Here is a 17,099-nt window from a genome sequence, read left to right on the forward strand (position 1 = left end):
GACGAAGTTGCATCCCCGTCCCTCGAGGCGGACGTTGAGTTGCGTCGCCTACCGAGACGAAGTTACGCTACCATTCACGATCACGCGGTATCGTTCCCGTCACCCCCGTTGGAGTCGGTTTCGTTTCCGTCGGTGGTTTCGTTTGCGTCGTCCGTTTCGTTCCCGTCGTCAGTTCCTTCTTCCTGCTCCGTATCGTTACCCGCGTCGCTTTCACTGTCGTCCGTCTCGCTTTCGTCTTCTCCTTCGCTTTCTTCTCCGTCGCCCTCTTCTCCTTCACCGTCTTCTCCGTCGCCTTCCTCGTCACCCGTTTCCTGAGCGATCGAATCTTCGTGCGGTTCGATCTCCTCACCGTCTTCCTCCGAGACGATTCGGAACACTTCGCCCGTTTCGCCATCGGTGTACCGCGCCGTCGTCAGGACGTACAGCTCGCCGTCGTGATCCCGACCGAACGAGAGGATGAATCGGTTGATCGCGTTCTCGGGCGCGTTGGCAACCGAAAGTCGGTTGATGTCCCACAGGTCCTCCTCGCTTCGATCGGCCATCGGTTCGTACTCCTCGAGCGGCGACGCGAAGAGCGCCCCCGAAGGTCGTTCGAACGCGTCACTCCAGTCGCCGAAGACGTAGTGACCCTCGAGCGCCGGTGCCGCCTCGCCCTCGTAGACGTAACCGCCGGTGATCGAGATGCCGATGGTCTCCTCGCCGACCTGGTGTGGGTAGTGGATGACGGGATCGAGCAGCGGTTCGCCGCCGCGAACGTCGTCGGGAGTCTGCGACGGGCACTCCGAGGGCGACTGGTTCGGATCGGCCGTCGAGAAGCATTCGATGCCCTCCTTGACGTTCCAGCCGTAGTTGCCGCCGTTCTCGACGATGTTGACCTCCTCGTACAGGTTCTGGCCGACGTCCGCGACGAAGAGGCGACCCTCGCCGTCGAACGAGGCCCGCCACGGGTTGCGAAGCCCCCAGGCGAAGTACTCGTCGAAGCCGTCCTCGCTGTCGACGAACGGGTTGTCGTCCGGGATGGCGTAGGGTTTCCCGTCCTCGCCCTCGTTGTCGACGTCGATCCGGTGAATCCCGCCGAGCAGGGTTTCGGTCGTGTTCTGAGCGTTGCCGCCCTCGTTCTCGTCGTACCAGTCTTCCAGGTGGCCGAAGCCCACGTCGTCCGCTCCGCCGCCGTCGCCCAGCGCCCAGTACAGGTAACCGTCCGGTCCGAATACGACGGGGCCGCCATTGTGGTTGAACTGTGGTTCGTCTACCTCGATGAGAATCCGTTCCGAATCGAGATCGACCGACGCGAAGTCCTCCGTCGCCTGGAACTCGGCGAGGACGGCGGTGTGGTTGTAGGTTTCTTCCGCTTCGTCCTCCTCGCTCGAGTCTTCGCTGTCGTTCTCGTTGTCGGTCCCGTTCTCGTCGTCAGTCTCGCTGTCGTTGTCGTCACTCGCGTTCTCGTCGGTAGTACTGTCGGTCTCGTTGGCATCGTCGCTCGAGCCCTCCCCGGTTTCGGACTCGCCCTCGGCACCATCATCGCTCGAGTCCTCACGCAGGGGTGCGCTGTAGTAGACGAAGAGCCGACGGTTATCCTGATAGTCGGGGTGGAACGCGAGGCCGAGGAGGCCGCGCTCGTCGAACCCAGCATCCGTCGCGGCGCCGACGTCGACCATCCGGTCGGTGAGGTCGAGGAACTCGGTCGATTCGCCACTGCTGGCACCGACGTGGTAGATCTGACCCGGTTGGTCGAGCACGTAGTAGCAATTTGGCTGGCCCGGCGCTATCTCGAACCCGACCGGCGAGACGAACCCGCCGGCGACGTGTTCGAGGCCGATCGTGGGCCCTTCACCGATGACGTCGCTCACATCTTCCTCAGTCTCGTCGCCGTCGGCACCGTCCGCTGCCGCTCCGATCTGGATGTCGCCGCGCATCGTCCCCGGGTGGACCGAACAGTAGTACTCGGCCATCTCCTCGGTCGCCTCGAACTCGAGGGTCTGGGTTTCGCCCTGCTCGCTCATGATTTCCGTCCCGACGATGTCGTTCCCGTCCGCGTCCAGGATGATGATATCGTGTGGAAGGCCGTCGACGTTCTCCCAGGTTATCGAGTACGTCTGTCCGGCCTCGAGCGTCAACGTCGGGTTCGTCTCCCCTTCGATATCGGATGGCGATCGCCCCTCCCAGCCGGAGGTGACGCCGCCGAGTTCGAACGTCGTTTCTTCCTGGGCGACGGTGAGTCCACTGAGGCTAGCTACGGCGCCCGCCGTAGCGGTCGCCCGGAGAAAGGTTCGTCGTGACGGCCACGTCCGTCGACTCGTCCCGTCGCGTAATTCTCCCTCGAGTGTCGTCCGTGCAGTGTCGGGCGCCTGCTCGTCGTCAGGTGCCCGTCCGTTGTCGTTTGGTTTCATGTCCCTTCGAGAACAACTCCTGATACCGGAATAACGTGAAACGACTGTTACGGCGGGTAATCGGGGCTTCGTTGAGGTAGTGATCCTTTTATTCGAGAAACAGTCTCGAGCGAGGTCGGTGGTCGAATAGGATGCGGAGAGCCGGGCTCAGACGAAAGCTGAACTCGAGGAGAGAGCGTCAGATATCAGGTCGCGGCTTGCTCAACCCTCGTAGCCTGCGTGCCCCATGAGCTCGCTGAAGATGTCGGTGTCCATGACGTCTCGGTAGACGATCGCACTGACCATGCCGCCGGGGTAGAAGTTCCCGTTCATCGCGTGGTCGACCTTGTGACAGTGCATCAGGTAGATACCGGGATCGGCGTTCGCTTCGAACTCGATTGTGTGGCGCTCCGCGGGCGCGACGTTGGTGATGTCGCGCTCGTACTGCGCCGCTTCGGGAATCTGGCCGCCGTCCTTCTCGACCAGACGGAAGCGGTGGTTGTGCGTGTGCAACGGGTGAGACATGTACCCGGCGTTGACGAAGTGGAGCCTGACCGTGTCACCCGAATCGACGATCATCGGCGAACCGTCTTCGGGGTGGAGCGTCCGGGGAAGGCTCTTTCCGTTGATCGTGAACACGTCGGGGTTACGCTGGCGAGGGCTGTAGTCGACGTCCTCGCCGTTCATCTGCCTGGGGACGCGCGAGTCCCAGTCCTTGACCGTCATGAAGTACTCCTTGTCGGCTGGTTCGTACCCCTTCGGATCGACGCGGAAGATTCCGTACATCCCCATGTCGATGTGTCGGTTCGTCTGGTAGTGGCAGTGGTAGAGGTGCGTCCCCGGGACGTTCGCCGGGATCGTGTAGGTGTGTTTCTCGCCTGGATCGACGCGAATGCCTGTCGTCGTCGGCACGCCGTCGTTCTCCCAGGTCTTGTGTGAGCCGTGGAAGTGGAGCGTGTGCGCGTGGCTCCCGTCCGTGTTGTCGAGCGTCACTTCCATGTCGTTGCCCTCGGTCGTCCGCAGGATTGGCCCCGGAACGCTGGGTTCGCGATCGTCGGCCTGGAACGCCCAGACCTGCGGGAACTCGATCGGCCCGCCCATCGACTCGAGCGGGTGAACAGGGTGTCGAGAGGTGACGCTTCGAAGCGTGACTTCTCCGCCCTGCTCATCGACCTGGACGACCGACGGTGGACTCGTCGTCGGGAGGTCTGACTGGGCGGCTGCTTTCGAATTCAGATTCATCGGTGACTGACAGCCGGCGAGGACGGCAGCGCCGGTTCCGCCGGTTGCAGCCAGATATTCGCGCCGCGAGATGCCAGTTCCAGGGGCTCCGATGTGATCGGTCATGTACACTTGACCATATGAACTCCCGTAGTATAGCGGGCCACGCCAGTTCTTAGCCGCTGGGAATACGAACGAAGATGTTCGTCCAGATGACTTAAAGAAAGAGGAGGGCCAATTCGAGGTCTGTCCGGTCGATCGGCATTTCATGAGGTGTCCCACCCCACCGTGTCGAGTGTTTTTGGGAGTGTGGGACGGCCGTCGGTTGAGGGGGTGGTGGGGTGAGAGACCCCACTTTGTCGAGTGTTTCGGGTTAGGGGGGGGGTGGTGTCTGCGAAGCGAGCAAAAGTCGAGACGTCTTCGATGAGGGAGGCCGGGGTGGGTGGACTCGAGGCGCCTTCGAAGAGGTGGTCTGAAAGAGGACGGTACCTCGACGGTGAGTCTCTTGGCACGGAAGGGTGATAGTAACGTCACCGACGAAGAAAATCACGTCGGCATCACAACATCGAAAAGATAGTCATCATCGAACGCAAACTCCCGCTAACAGAACGCAACGAGCGATTCACTCGGATGGCTCATCGAGACCGCCAACGCAAATGAGTCATCGAGACCGTCGGATGAGAAATCCGAAATCAAGTGTACGTCACTGGAAGGAGTGTTTCCCGGCTACGCATACAGTGGAAGACTCGAGATCTGAACTCGGTATCGAGACAGTCTATCTGATATCTCGATACGTTCGTGATCTCTCGATACGATCAGTCGCGACGCGCTAGGACCACTATGCGACATGTGACGTGCCGGAGGTCGACCAGGGAGGACGAACAGATCAAGGTCCTAGGGAGCTCCGAAACACTCGACACGGTGGGGTGTCCGCCTCATCAAGGGGCGGTAGGGACGACCGAAGACGTCCGTTGAACACTCGACGCACTCGACACGGTGGTTTTATATATCTTGCAGCGAGCAGTCCAACTAATGCCGCTGTTCGATCGGGACACGTCGATTTTCTCCGACGAGGACGTGCTACGGGAGGACTATCAACCGGAGTCGATCCAGGAACGGGACGAAGAGATCGACACGTACATGGCTTCCCTCCAGCCCGTCATCAACGGAGCACAGCCACGAAACCTCTTTCTCTACGGCAAGGCCGGCGTCGGGAAGACGGCCGTCACCCGCTATCTCCTCTCCCATCTCGAGCGAGACGTCGACGCTTACGATGACGTCGCGTTGACCGTCGTCTGGCTCAACTGTAACAACCTCTCCTCTTCCTACCAGGTCGCCGCGAATCTCGTCAACGAACTGCGACCACCGAGTCAACAGATCAGTACCACCGGCTACCCGCGCCAGACCGTCTTCGACATGCTCTACACCGAACTCGAGAGCATCGGCGGCACCGTCCTGATCGTCCTCGACGAAATCGACCACATCGGCGACGACGACGGCATCCTCTACGAACTTCCGCGCGCTCGCGCGAACGGCTATCTCTCGTCGGTCAAACCCGGCATCATCGGCATCAGTAACGACTTGAGCTTTCACGACAGTCTCTCCCCGAAGGTCAAGGACACGCTCTGTGAGGAGGAAGTCCACTTTCCGCCGTACACCGCCGGCGAGTTGCGCTCGATTCTCGAGCAGCGAGCGGAGAACGCCCTGTACGAAACCGCCTACGAGACGAACGTGCTCTCGCTGTGTGCAGCACTCGCCGCCCAGGACACCGGCAGTGCGAGACAGGCATTGGATCTGCTCTACAAGGCAGGGGACATCACGCGTGCGGCTGACGAGACGACCATCAGAGAATCGCACGTTCGCGACGCCCAGCAGGCGCTCGAGCGCGGACAGATCCGGCAGGGAATGATGGAGTTGACCCGACACGGTCACCTGGCGCTGGCGGCGGTGCTCAGCATCGCGATTAGTGACGAGACGCCCGCCCGCGTTCGCGAAATCTACCCCGAGTACTCGGCGATCGCCGAGCGGTTCGGGACGAAGCCCCTCGTCCGTCGACGAATGCACGACCACCTCTCCGATCTGGCTATGCAAGGGATTTTGAAGCGGTACGCCCGCAATCACGGTCGATCGGGCGGGCAGTACTACGAGTACGATCTCGACGTGACCCTCGAGTTGGCCCTCGACGTCGTCGACGAACTCGAGGACGTCGACATCTCGCTCGAGGCGGTTCGTGGTGCGAAACTGCGTGGATTACGGTGACTATGGGGATTACGGTGGCTGCGAGAAGTACGATGATCGACAACCGCCTGAACGAAAGCTACCCGATTGCGGGCTACTCGTCTGTTCGGGTTGATTAGATCGCAAACTCGAGTCGCCGTCGACCTCAATTGATCCGTTTACTCGCCGTGGACTTCCAAAGATCCCAGTCGTCGAGGCGTCGTCTTCCATCGACCCTACCAGTCGAGTTATTCCGGTCTTCCATCAATTTTTGAGATGCTCCCTAACAGCCCCTCGAGTCCCCCTCCGTTCGACCCACCAGTAGCGTTGGCAGAACACTCGACACAGTGGGGTGGGGGTGTAACCTGCAGACCCCTGCCCTCGATCCGACGGATATTCACCCTCGTTCGCCTGAATGTGATCCGAGACGGACGGTCGCCCGATTAAACACTCGACACGGTGGGGAGGGTCACCCAGATGTCCGAATATTTTGGACGGCTTCTCTTATTCTGACCGTTCCCCGCCGACGCAGGGAAACACTCGACACAGTGGGGTGGGTGGGTCACGGATACCCTCCGAGTAGCTCCCCTTCGATCCGACTCAGCACAGTCTCATCGAGGAATCTTCGTCTCGTCTCACTCGCTACGACATCCTCTCACACGTTTATCGGGCCGGACTGGACCGAATGGCAACCCTTAAAACTCGAGCGAGGATTCATTCGGGTATGGCTGGAACCATCGAAGCGCTCGTACCGGGTGGCCAGGCCAATCCTGGCCCGCCGCTCGGTCCCGAGCTCGGACCGACGCCCGTCGACGTACAGGCGGTCGTCAACGACATCAACGAACAGACTGCGGCCTTCGACGGCACCGAAGTGCCGGTTACCATCGAGTACGAAGACGACGGCAGCTACTCGATCGACGTCGGTGTCCCACCGACGGCCGCCCTCGTCAAGGACGAGGCCGGATTCGACACGGGAAGCGGCGAACCGCAGAAGGACTTCGTCGCCGACCTCTCGATCGACCAGGTCAAAACGATCGCCGAGCAGAAGAAGCCCGACCTGCTCGCCTACGACACGAAGAACGCGGCCAAAGAGGTCGTCGGTACCTGCGCTTCGATGGGCGTTACCATCGAAGGCGTCGACGCTCGCGAGTTCAAAGCGAAGGTCGACGACGGCGAGTACGACGACGTTCTCGTCGAGTGACGATCAGAGCACCGAGCTGTCACCCACTTCTCCATCACAGTCGGTAGTTCGAGTAGCAGCCGCTACCGTCCTCGATTCGCCACATCGCGTAAAGAAGGGTGACGCGACAATCGCTCGAGAGCCTACACCTTGTTCGCCGGTGGAACGACCCGTTCCTCTGGCTGGCGAACGCCACCGTTCCCGACGAGCACTCGAGTACCGGCACCGACCCCCAGCGCGGTGGCTATCGTCACGAGTGCGATCCCGAGAACCGGAACGAGCGCGGTAACCCCACCGAGGAGGCCGCCTGCGATCACCCAGACGGCGGTCCGAGACAGGCCGACTCGCGTCGCAATCGTCGCCCCGATGGCGACGTAGCCGAGCGCTGCACTCACCGGAAGCACGATCACGCCGATGGCGACGAGTGGAATCGCGAAGAAAATTCCGACCGCCGAGGACGAAAGCAGGATGCCAGTGTAGAACAGGCCGCCGAGGACGAGCGCACCTGGAAGACCGATACACAGGGAGATGACCGGGCTCCGTCTGGAAACCTCGAGCGTCTTCGTCCCCGAATATCGGAGGATTCCGAGAGCGACCCCGCCAATCAGGACGATCGCGACGGCCTGAATCGCGGCTTGCTCGAGCGCTGACAGCCCGGTGAACACCGCGACCGCCTGTTCGTAGACGTGAACTGATCCGCTCTCGCCCTCTCCCCCGACGCCCCCAACGATAGCGTATAAATCTACCGGCCCCATTGTCGCGTTCTACATCTGCCACCATAATGTATATTTCGGTCAGTTGCACATTCACAATTTCTAATTATTCGGCTTTCTGAATCAGCCGGGCGAACCGCGCACTTGAATTGCGTCGAGGCTGGATCAATTCGAGGCCACGAAACTCCTCGCTCCTCGAGGCGCAGAGTTCGACGGGTTTAAGTTCGCCATGACACTTTCTCAAAGCGAGACAGGCATGGCCTGTTTCACTGACCCGTAGGAGCATACCCTGCGTACTACGGAGGTGAACGATGGCAAATTCGGATATCGAAACAGCAGTCACTCGCGCACTCGAGGACGCGCCCGATCGGAACTTTACCGAGACGGTCGACCTTGCGATCAATCTGCGCGATCTAGACCTCAACGAACCGTCGAATCGTGTCGACGAGTCCGTCGTGTTGCCGTCTGGAACCGGCCAGGAGACCCAAATTATCGTCATCGCCGAAGGCGAGACCGCCGTCCGCGCCGAGGAGGTTGCGGACCAGGTCCTTTCGGGGAGCGACGTGGCCGATCTGGACGACGACGACGCCAAAGATCTGGCGGACGAAACCGACTTCTTCATCGCCGAAGAGGCGATGATGCAGGACATTGCGCGGCACCTGGGGACGATCCTGGGCCCGCGAGGGAAGATGCCGGACCCGCTCTCGCCCGACGACGACGTCGTCGAGACGGTCAACCGACTGAAAAACACCGTGCAAGTTCGCTCGCGGGACCGACGTACGTTCCACACGCGCGTCGGTGCCGAGGACATGGGCGCCGAGGACATCGCCGACAACATCGACGTCATCCTCCGACGCCTGCACGCCGACCTGGAGAAGGGCCCCCAGAACATCGATTCCGTCTACGTGAAGACGACGATGGGCCCGTCCGTGGAGGTGGCCTGAGATGAGCGCCGAAGCACAGGCGGAAGCCGAGCGCAAGACCGAGAACCTTCCCGAGTGGAAGCGCGAGGAGGTCGACGAACTCGAGAGCCTCATCGAGGACTACGAGAGCGTCGGCGTCATCGGCATCACCGGGATCCCCTCGAAGCAGCTGCAGGACATGCGTCGCGGCCTCCACGGTACCGCCGTGGTCCGCGTCAGCCGCAACACCCTGCAGACGCGCGCGCTCGAGTCCGGCGGACTCGACGACCTCGTCGAGCACGTCGACGGACAGGTCGGCCTCGTCGCGACGAACGCGAACCCGTTCGCCCTGTACAAGGAACTCGAGGCCTCGAAGACGCCTGCGCCGATCAACGCCGGCGAGGTGGCCCCGAACGACATCGTCATCCCCGAGGGTGACACCGGGGTCGACCCCGGTCCGTTCGTGGGCGAACTCCAGCAGGTCGGGGCCAACGCCCGGATCGAGGAGGGTTCGATCCAGGTCATGGAGGACTCGACCGTCCTCGAGGCCGGCGAGGAAGTGTCCGCGGATCTCGCGAACGTCCTCAACGAACTCGGCATCGAGCCCAAGGAAGTGGGTCTCGACCTGCGCGCCGTCTTCTCCGAGGGCGTGCTGTTCGACCCCGAGGACCTCGACATCGACGTCGAGGCCTACGAGAGCGACGTGCAGACGGCCGCGGCCTTCGCACGCAACCTCTCGATCAACGCGGGCTACCCGACGGCCCAGACCATGCCGACGATCATCGCGAAGGCGACGGGCGAGGCCAAGAGCCTCGGCCTCCACGCGGCGATCGAGAACGACGACCTCATGCCCGACCTCGTCCGCAAGGCCGACGCGCAATTGCGCGCGATCGCGGCCCATATCGACGACGAGGAGGCGCTCCCGGAGGAACTCCAGGGCGTCGAGGCCCCCGCTGCTGACGCGGGTGCGGCAGGATCTGCGGAAGAAGAATCGAGCGACGACCAGAACGGCGACGAGTCCGAGGCCGCTGACGATGACGAAGACGAGGACGATGACGACGGTGACGGCGCGGAAGGACTCGGCGCAATGTTCGGATAACACAGATACAAACACACTACGAGGATTACACCAATGGAATACGTTTACGCAGCACTCATCCTGAACGAGACCGACGAAGAGATCAACGAAGACAACCTGATCGCCGTGCTCGAGGCCGCCGGCGTCGAAGTCGAGGAGTCCCGCGTCAAGGCGCTCGTCGCCGCGCTCGAGGACGTCGACATCGACGAGGCCGTCTCCGAGGCCGCTGCGGTCCCTGCTGCCGGCGCTGCCGCCGGCGGTGCGGCCGCCGCCGACGACGAGGGCGAGGCCGAGGAAGCCGAAGAGACCAGCGACGTCCCGGACACGACGGACGACGACGATGACGAGGAAGAGGAGGCCAGCGGCGAGGGCCTCGGCGAACTCTTCGGCTAAGTCGGGTCTCGACGTTTCACAGTCACATCGATTTTTTGGCGCGATGCCGTGACACGTAACGAGAGTCGCAACCGCAGCCACAGTCGAGCTACAGCCACTGGTGAAGCACTTGCGCTACCACGGGGTTGGTCGCCTTTTTAGTGATGTTGGTCAGACTGGCCATCTCATCTATTGTTAAGTTTCCACCTATTGCACCTATTTTGACTATTGACTGCTCTCGCCGAGCAACCATTGCACACTACTCGAGTTTAAGTACTGAAACGCGCCCAGACGTGACCAATGGCACAGGCGTTCCTCGAGGTGACCGTGGACCCGACGTTCACGGCCGCGCTCCTGTGCTGGATTCTCGGCGGTGCCGCTCTCGGCTCGGTCAGCGGCCTCATTCCCGGGCTGCACGCGAACAACTTCGCGCTCCTGCTCGCAGGCGTCACCCCCTCGGTTCCGGGGCCGACGCTGTTCGTCGGCTGTGCGATGCTCTCGGCGGGCGTCGTCCACACCTTCCTGAACGCCGTCCCGGCGATGGCACTCGGGGTCCCCGACGCCGAGAAGGCCGTCACGGCGCTACCGGGCCACCAGCTGGTACTCGAGGGCCGGGGGTTCGAGGCGATTCGGCTCTCGGCAGTTGGGAGCCTGCTGGCAGTCCTCGTGGCGATTCCGCTCGCGATTCCCGTGATCGTCGCCGTCACTGCCGTCTACCCCCAGATACGGGCCAACCTCTCGGTGTTGCTCGTGGTGATCGTTCTCGCCCTCGTACTCTCTGAGTCCACGTGGCGGCGTCGCTTCGCCGGTCTCTTCGGTGCGCCGGTGTTGATCGACGCCGTTCGGGGCGGTGGCGTCCCGCCACAGGGAGGAACGATTCTCCGAATGTCCCGACCGCTACTTCTGGTGACGGCTGTCGCCGGCGCACTGTCCAGTGCCGTCGTCGGCTACTTGCCGGGCATCTCCGCGGCGATCGCCGCAGTCGCTGTTCTCGTCGTCCTCCCAGAGCCACCGCCCGGAGCTACATCGTGGCGACGAGCGGCGTCGACACCGCGAACACGATCTTCGCAATTTAGGATAAACAGCAAAACATATGTCAACACCTGTGAATCCTAGGACAGAGAGATGGCCCAAACGCCCCGTGACCGACTGAATCATGAAAAGGACATCGTCGACGAGATGTTCGACGATGGCGAGCTCGATACAGAAACGAGAGATGCGCTGCTCGAATGGGCCGACGCTCTCGATAAAACGACTACACGACGGAAGTATATCGACGACAAGGGCACCATCAAAACGCTCGAGCCCCGGTCGATCGAGAACTACCTTCAAGCGATGCGCCTCTGTGAACAGCGTGGTCTCGATCTGCTGGCGTGTACGGCTGAGGAGTTCAACGAGTTCATCGACCGGATGCATGACGAGAGAGGGCTTGCAAAGACCACGCTGATGCGCTACCAGGCGGCTGCACAGACCTTCTACCGATATCACGACTTCGGCGTGTTTCCTGACGATATCGACTCCTATACAGAGCGTTCGAAGCCGCGCCACGACGAACAGGATATGTTCACTGACGCGGAGGTCGACGCACTTCGCGAAGCCTGTAAGGGCTACCGTGATCGTGCATTGCTCGAACTGTTGGTCTACACTGGCCAGCGGCTCACAGCCCTGCGGACACTTCGTATGAAAGACGTCGACTATGCGCAGGGGTACATCTACTTGAACGACGAGGTAGATGGACTGAAAGGCGCGCGAAAGCGCGGGCGAAAGCGGCCGATGTTCGGCGCTCGAAAGTACGTCCGAGAGTGGAAACAGAACCACCCTCACAAGGGCAAACCCGAGAAGCCCTTTTTCATCGGCGATCCGGATCATTGGAAAACCAAGATGGACGAACCGTGGAGCGAACCGGGTGTCCGCAACCACCTCAAGCGGATCGCTGAACGAGCAGGTGTTGAAAAGCCGGTGAACCCCCACAATTTCCGTCACTACTGGGTGACGGTGATGAAACGAGAGTACAGCCTGGACTCGGATACGCTTCGGGCACTGATGGGTGTCGCCAAAGACAGCACCGTTCTCGAGACGACGTACGCGCACGTGACGAACGACGATTACGTTCGCAAAGCCGAGGCGCAACTGGGGTACAGAGACGAGAACGAAGCTCAATCGCTCACCCCCGATAGCTGTCCGACCTGTGGGGAGTTGCTCGAGGATCACTGGCGTCGATGTCCGGCCTGTGACGAACTGTTCGCGCCGACACTCAAGAACGTCGAGAACGAGTTGGCCGAAACGCGAGATGAAGTGATCGACGAGGCTGTGGGTGGCGATCGGGATTTCACTGCCGACGAGCGTCGGGCGTTGCGGAAGGTGTTGACGGCGATCGATGATCCAGTCGCTATCGCTGACAAACTCGACTCCGGGGACATCTGACCCGTAGTCGACGGCCATCTTACAGCTCTTGTGCGAGTTTGGGGAGCGATTCGAGGCCTGCGCGTTCGCAATCGACAGCCGACGGCGTTTCTCCATCGGAAATATCGATCACGACACGTGCGAGTGCGCCGAATTTGTCTTCCCGTTCGGCAAGGGTCTCGACGTCGGATCGAACTGAATCGTCAGTTCGAATCGCATCGAGCACCTGGTCGGTCGATTTCTGATAGCTGTGACTCATGGGTGTGTTGCGTTGCTATATCGTGACCGGTCGCCCGGTCCGTGGACGGGGTTATCGTTGGTCGAAGTTTGCATTCAATTTCCAGGGGTACGTAGAGGCAGTGTCACTGCCACGGGCACCCGCCCTAACGGATGCCGGGTTGTTTCGAGCCCGCCGCCCTAACGACGGGGAGTCGATGCGTCGGTCGTACTTCACCGCTGGACAGACACCTCGTTGATATCCATGACTGCGAGCACGGCCACGATCCAGTCGGGAACGCGATCGGGCTTGCGGCCGACGCCATCACCGTAGACGGCAGTCAACTCCGCGCTTCCGGAAGCGCCCTTGATGACGTAGCGATCTGCGCGCCGTTCGAAGTCGATCGTGTAACTCGAGCGATCGCCGGCGACGGTGACCTCGACGTCAGTGCCGCTTGGGACGCCGGGGACGAAGTCCGCGAGGTCGATCGTTGCGGTATCTGCAATCGCGTTCGCGATGGTCGCACTCTGCGTTTCGACGGCCATACCATGATGTAGACTGACCCTACTATTAAGCGCGGGGCCCCCGTTTCGTCCGTTTCGTGCCGCGCCGTCTGGCGATTTACCGGTAGTATAGTTTTGTATGGGTGATCCGTTCGTCATGGTGTTGGCCTCGTTTGCGTCAACGATCACCTGTCCCTGCGTGGGGGCGCAGGGATTTCCCACAACTTGTAGAGCCGTGAGCCGGTCGTATTCGCTGACAGCACCCTCTTTATGTTACTCCCACTTAAAGTTTGACTACGGAATCGTATTCAAAAGATACTACTATAGGTGTTGAAAAACTCACATCATACACTACTATGGGTGATTCACCGAACGATGCAGACGACGAAATGCACCACAGCGTCGACTGGATGCGGCCTTCAGATAGGCCGATTGTGAAGAAAATCGTTGAATACGGAGGTGATTGGGTGAAGGCCCCGACGCTGGCGCTGAATCTCCCATACACGAGGCGGCATATCTCAAACCGGTGCCGAGAACTTGCTGATCACGGATTACTCGAGAAGCACCCAGACAAGGCGGCCTACCGCCCGATAGAACAGAGCTACAAGTTCTTAAGAGATGAACTCAACGCCGACGAGCTCGAAGACGAGGAGGACTGATGGATGACGCGGACGCGACCACTGTGGATGGACGCGGCTGACGATACGATTTTACTCCACCTTCGAAAGACAGACTCAGCGCAGACCGCCTCTGGGCTAGCACTCAATCTCGAGAAGCTATCCTACGGGCAGATTCTCGATCGCCTCAAAGTGCTCGAAAAGTACCGCTTCATCAAACCCGTCAAGTGGGGCTATTACGAACTCACGGAAGCAGGACGGGCATACCTAGATGGCGAGATATTCGAGCATCCTATCGAGAGCAATACTATCGATGAAGACACGTCTAACCCCTCTCAACTGGCATTATCAGATTTCGTTTTAGAGGACGAACCTGACCTCAATGCACTGGAAAAAGGTATAGATGAAGCTCGAGAGACGATCGATCATCAGATCCAATCGTTAAATGATATGGATTCAAAAGCAGCCAAGATACTTCGGCTCAACGTGCTTTTGTTCGGTTTGATCCTCACAGCTATTTCGATAGCCCCTCAGACAGATGGACTCAGGTTAGAAGACTTCAATAGCGATTTTTTGGTTATTGGATTATTATTTTTGTTCGTGTCTACGACGTTCGCAGCGCTAACTTATACCGCCTCAGAGTATCTCCCAGGTGTTCAGCCAGCCGACTTGGACACAATTACCGATGAAAATTTCACGGAACACGAATTGCATATCGTACTTACAAATAGTTACTCGGATTGGATTCAGTTTAATAACGAAACGAACATCCGAAACACTCCACTAAGTACTGCAACCACACTTTCGCTAATTGCAGGAATAACATATCTGGCTATTGGTGTTTTTGACTCCATCGAAGAATTACCAGCACCAGAACCGGTATGGTTAGTTCACTTGCTTCTCATCGGGTTAGTGATCTGGGCAGATTTACCGAAACAGATTGCTCGCTGGTGGCATGTCTCTTTCTGGGGCCGTAAAATCGCATTCTGTAAAGAGAAACTGAGAAACCAGTTCTTCTGAACCACCACATACTTATATACAAAGCCCTCGCCTATACACAACTATGAGCACCTCTCAAGCTTTACGCGAATTGCGCGAATTGAGGCGAGAATTGCGCAGGATACGCAGCGAAAAGCGAGAGGTACGTAAGGAGTATGTAGATTCAGAAGATGGAGAGATTATCGATGACCTCAACGCTCTCGCTAGAGAGGAAGGTCAAATCCTTCACCAAATTCAAGAACTCCGGAAGAAAGAATCGGAAAATCCAGATCGAAAAGAGCGGATTTCAAATATGTCCTTCAGAGGACAACGTGTTTCCAAAGGGAAACGCCGAAAGCGCCGGAAGTCCGATTCATAGTTCTAGGCCACATTATCGGTAGTCACTACTAATACACCACTTCTCTAGTTCGGGTCCTGCTGGCTGATTATGTTTTTCGGAACGAACTCAAGGAGCAATCCCCTCGAATGAACTCGGGTTGCTATATCCTCCAGCTGGATGGGATAAACATACTTTCTTCAATAAAGCCCCAGTCATCGAAGTCGTTCGGGCCTGCACTTCCGTCAGAATAGCCGTAAGATCCGCTTGGGTGGTTGTAGTTCATGACGCTCGGATACTGGGAATAGGAGTACTTCGTCGAGTCGATCCCCTCAAATTCACCCGATCCAAATCCGAGCCCCAGGGAATGACCTAGCTCGTGCATCACGACAGATCCAATCTCATTATATCTGGGTTCTTCGACCACCATAGAGCCGTACCCTCCAAGGCCTACGACATTCGATGATTCCTCACTCCCCTCTACATCACTGGCGACGAGCAGGTAGTGATATGCATATCCCGATTTGTCAAAATATTCTTCCTGGTAGTCATAGAGGCTATCTGTGTCCGTTGATGGTTCTTCGGGAACGGTCTCATCGAAGATGAAATGTAAGTCAATCCCAGTCGATCCATCTGGGTTTTCTACTGGCGCGTCTTTGAACTCTTGGACGATAGGCCTGGTATCGTATACTGTGAGACTTCCCCCTTGCATTTGGTCAACTTCAACGTAGATATCAGTTCGAAGCGGATCCGCATCTGGGAATAGATCTTGTCTGTGGACTTCGGCGCCGTCCGCGAGGCCGTCCCCATCCGTATCTTTGTTTACCGGGTCAGTTTGGTATTCGTGCACCTCTTTGCCGTCCTCGAGGCCATCGTCGTCGGAGTCCGCGTTTAGTGGGTCAGATCCAATGTCAACCTCATTGCCATCCTTGAGGCCATCGCCGTCGGAATCTTCTTCGGTTGGATCGGTCTCTATCTCTCGTACTTCCTCGTAATCGTCGAGTCCGTCGCCGTCGGTATCGGTCTCGGTTGGATCGGTATTATGGCGAACTTCGTCTCCGTCACTGAGGCCGTCACCGTCTGTATCTCCATCGAGCGGGTCGGTGTCGTGCTCGTGTACTTCCCTCCCATCTGGGACCGTGTCGCCATCGGTGTCCGATTCGGTCGGATCGGTGCCGATCTCGACCTCTTCACGATCGTCGAGGCCGTCACCGTCGGTATCGGAATAGGTGGGATCAGTGTCGAGTGTGAGTTCCTCGTTGTCCTCGAGGCCGTCGCCATCGGTATCACGTTCTCCCGGATCGGTTCCGGCTTCGATCTCGTCGAGATCGGAGAGGCCATCACCGTCAGTGTCTGCCTTGACCGGATCGGAACCGTAATCGACCTCCTCACCATCGTCGAGACCGTCGCTATCAGTATCGGCCTCGAGGGGATCGCTTTCGTGGTCGTTGACTTCCGCCCCATCGCTTAACCCATCACCATCGGTATCCCTCTCGGTCGGGTCAGTACCGTGTTCATTGATCTCGGCGACGTCACTTAATCCGTCACTGTCAGAATCCTTTTGCGAGGGGTCTGTCCCGTGGGCAAGCACCTCTTCACCATCCTCGATACCGTTCCCAACAGTGTCGGCCTCAAGCGGGTCACTGCCGTACTCATCAACCTCTTCACCATCGGAAAGACCATCATCGTCAGTATCGGGGTTCGTTGGGTCCGAATTCACCAGATACACTTCCCGACCGTCGTCAAGGCCGTCGCCGTCCGTATCGGGTTCAGTCGGATCGGTTCCATGTTCGCCCTCTAAATCATCACTCAGACTATCTCCGTCGGTATCCTCATCCAATGGGTCCGTGCCATCTCGAAGTTCCGAGAAGACTGATATTCCGTCACCATCTGGGTCAGCAATTGAAGCGCCCGCGAGCGCGCCTGTCGAAAGGACTCCCACCAGAGCAACTACCACAACAATCCGCTTTGTATCCATTCATGGAAAGTCAG

The 17,099-nt window shown here is 59.1% G+C and carries 14 protein-coding genes and 1 pseudogene; 10 read left to right on the forward strand and 5 right to left on the reverse strand.

Annotation, left to right across the window (positions count from 1 at the left end):
- Positions 1 to 80 precede the first annotated feature (80 nt).
- Entirely contained in the window at positions 81 to 2,390 is a 2,310-nt protein-coding gene (locus tag NGM29_RS13135; RefSeq protein ID WP_254156746.1) for a PQQ-dependent sugar dehydrogenase, read from the reverse strand.
- Between the two features lie 201 nt (positions 2,391 to 2,591).
- Positions 2,592 to 3,716, reverse strand: a complete 1,125-nt coding sequence (locus NGM29_RS13140) for a multicopper oxidase domain-containing protein (protein WP_254156748.1) — start codon at positions 3,714 to 3,716, stop codon at positions 2,592 to 2,594.
- Between the two features lie 906 nt (positions 3,717 to 4,622).
- Here NGM29_RS13140 and NGM29_RS13145 point away from each other — a divergent pair.
- Positions 4,623 to 5,849, forward strand: coding sequence for an orc1/cdc6 family replication initiation protein (locus NGM29_RS13145; protein ID WP_254156750.1), 1,227 nt, complete (start codon positions 4,623 to 4,625; stop codon positions 5,847 to 5,849).
- Between the two features lie 682 nt (positions 5,850 to 6,531).
- Positions 6,532 to 7,008 carry a 50S ribosomal protein L11 gene (locus tag NGM29_RS13150; RefSeq protein WP_254156752.1) on the forward strand — a complete coding sequence of 159 codons (477 nt, stop codon included), beginning with the start codon at positions 6,532 to 6,534 and terminating at the stop codon, positions 7,006 to 7,008.
- A gap of 122 nt (positions 7,009 to 7,130) precedes the next feature.
- Here NGM29_RS13150 and NGM29_RS13155 read toward each other — a convergent pair whose 3' ends face one another.
- Positions 7,131 to 7,742 (reverse strand): hypothetical protein, encoded by a 612-nt coding sequence (locus NGM29_RS13155; RefSeq protein WP_254156753.1) that lies wholly within the window; start codon positions 7,740 to 7,742, stop codon positions 7,131 to 7,133.
- 269 nt (positions 7,743 to 8,011) lie between these two features.
- Between NGM29_RS13155 and NGM29_RS13160 the strand changes: the two genes are divergently transcribed.
- The 5 genes and pseudogenes from NGM29_RS13160 to NGM29_RS13180 all read left to right on the forward strand — a co-directional run bounded on the left by NGM29_RS13160 (position 8,012) and on the right by NGM29_RS13180 (position 12,476).
- Complete coding sequence (locus NGM29_RS13160; RefSeq protein ID WP_254156754.1) at positions 8,012 to 8,644, forward strand: 50S ribosomal protein L1; 633 nt, start codon at positions 8,012 to 8,014, stop codon at positions 8,642 to 8,644.
- 1 nt (position 8,645) lies between these two features.
- Positions 8,646 to 9,701 carry a 50S ribosomal protein L10 gene (locus tag NGM29_RS13165; RefSeq protein ID WP_254156755.1) on the forward strand — a complete coding sequence of 352 codons (1,056 nt, stop codon included), beginning with the start codon at positions 8,646 to 8,648 and terminating at the stop codon, positions 9,699 to 9,701.
- A gap of 33 nt (positions 9,702 to 9,734) precedes the next feature.
- On the forward strand, positions 9,735 to 10,073 hold the full coding sequence (gene rpl12p / locus NGM29_RS13170; RefSeq protein ID WP_254156756.1) for a 50S ribosomal protein P1: 339 nt from the start codon (positions 9,735 to 9,737) through the stop codon (positions 10,071 to 10,073).
- A gap of 279 nt (positions 10,074 to 10,352) precedes the next feature.
- Positions 10,353 to 11,125: pseudogene (locus tag NGM29_RS13175) on the forward strand (tripartite tricarboxylate transporter permease); the annotation flags it as partial.
- Positions 11,126 to 11,177: 52 nt separating this feature from the next.
- Complete coding sequence (locus NGM29_RS13180; protein ID WP_254156757.1) at positions 11,178 to 12,476, forward strand: tyrosine-type recombinase/integrase; 1,299 nt, start codon at positions 11,178 to 11,180, stop codon at positions 12,474 to 12,476.
- A 429-nt stretch (positions 12,477 to 12,905) separates the two neighbouring features.
- On the opposite strand, the gene NGM29_RS13185 is transcribed toward NGM29_RS13180, so the two are convergent.
- Positions 12,906 to 13,217, reverse strand: a complete 312-nt coding sequence (locus NGM29_RS13185) for a hypothetical protein (protein ID WP_254156759.1) — start codon at positions 13,215 to 13,217, stop codon at positions 12,906 to 12,908.
- 314 nt (positions 13,218 to 13,531) lie between these two features.
- On the opposite strand from NGM29_RS13185, the gene NGM29_RS13190 reads away from it, so the two are divergent.
- The 3 genes from NGM29_RS13190 to NGM29_RS13200 are packed head-to-tail and all read left to right on the forward strand — an operon-like array spanning position 13,532 to position 15,149.
- A complete protein-coding gene (locus tag NGM29_RS13190) occupies positions 13,532 to 13,834 on the forward strand; it encodes a hypothetical protein (RefSeq protein ID WP_254156761.1) in 303 nt (100 codons plus the stop codon).
- 27 nt (positions 13,835 to 13,861) lie between these two features.
- Complete coding sequence (locus NGM29_RS13195) at positions 13,862 to 14,812, forward strand: hypothetical protein (RefSeq protein ID WP_254156763.1); 951 nt, start codon at positions 13,862 to 13,864, stop codon at positions 14,810 to 14,812.
- A 43-nt stretch (positions 14,813 to 14,855) separates the two neighbouring features.
- Positions 14,856 to 15,149, forward strand: coding sequence for a hypothetical protein (locus NGM29_RS13200; protein ID WP_254156765.1), 294 nt, complete (start codon positions 14,856 to 14,858; stop codon positions 15,147 to 15,149).
- A 121-nt stretch (positions 15,150 to 15,270) separates the two neighbouring features.
- On the opposite strand, the gene NGM29_RS13205 is transcribed toward NGM29_RS13200, so the two are convergent.
- Positions 15,271 to 17,085 carry a hypothetical protein gene (locus tag NGM29_RS13205; RefSeq protein ID WP_254156767.1) on the reverse strand — a complete coding sequence of 605 codons (1,815 nt, stop codon included), beginning with the start codon at positions 17,083 to 17,085 and terminating at the stop codon, positions 15,271 to 15,273.
- Positions 17,086 to 17,099 lie beyond the last annotated feature (14 nt).

It is taken from the genome of Natronosalvus rutilus (genome assembly GCF_024204665.1).
Taxonomy (GTDB): Archaea; Halobacteriota; Halobacteria; order Halobacteriales; family Natrialbaceae; genus Natronosalvus; species Natronosalvus rutilus.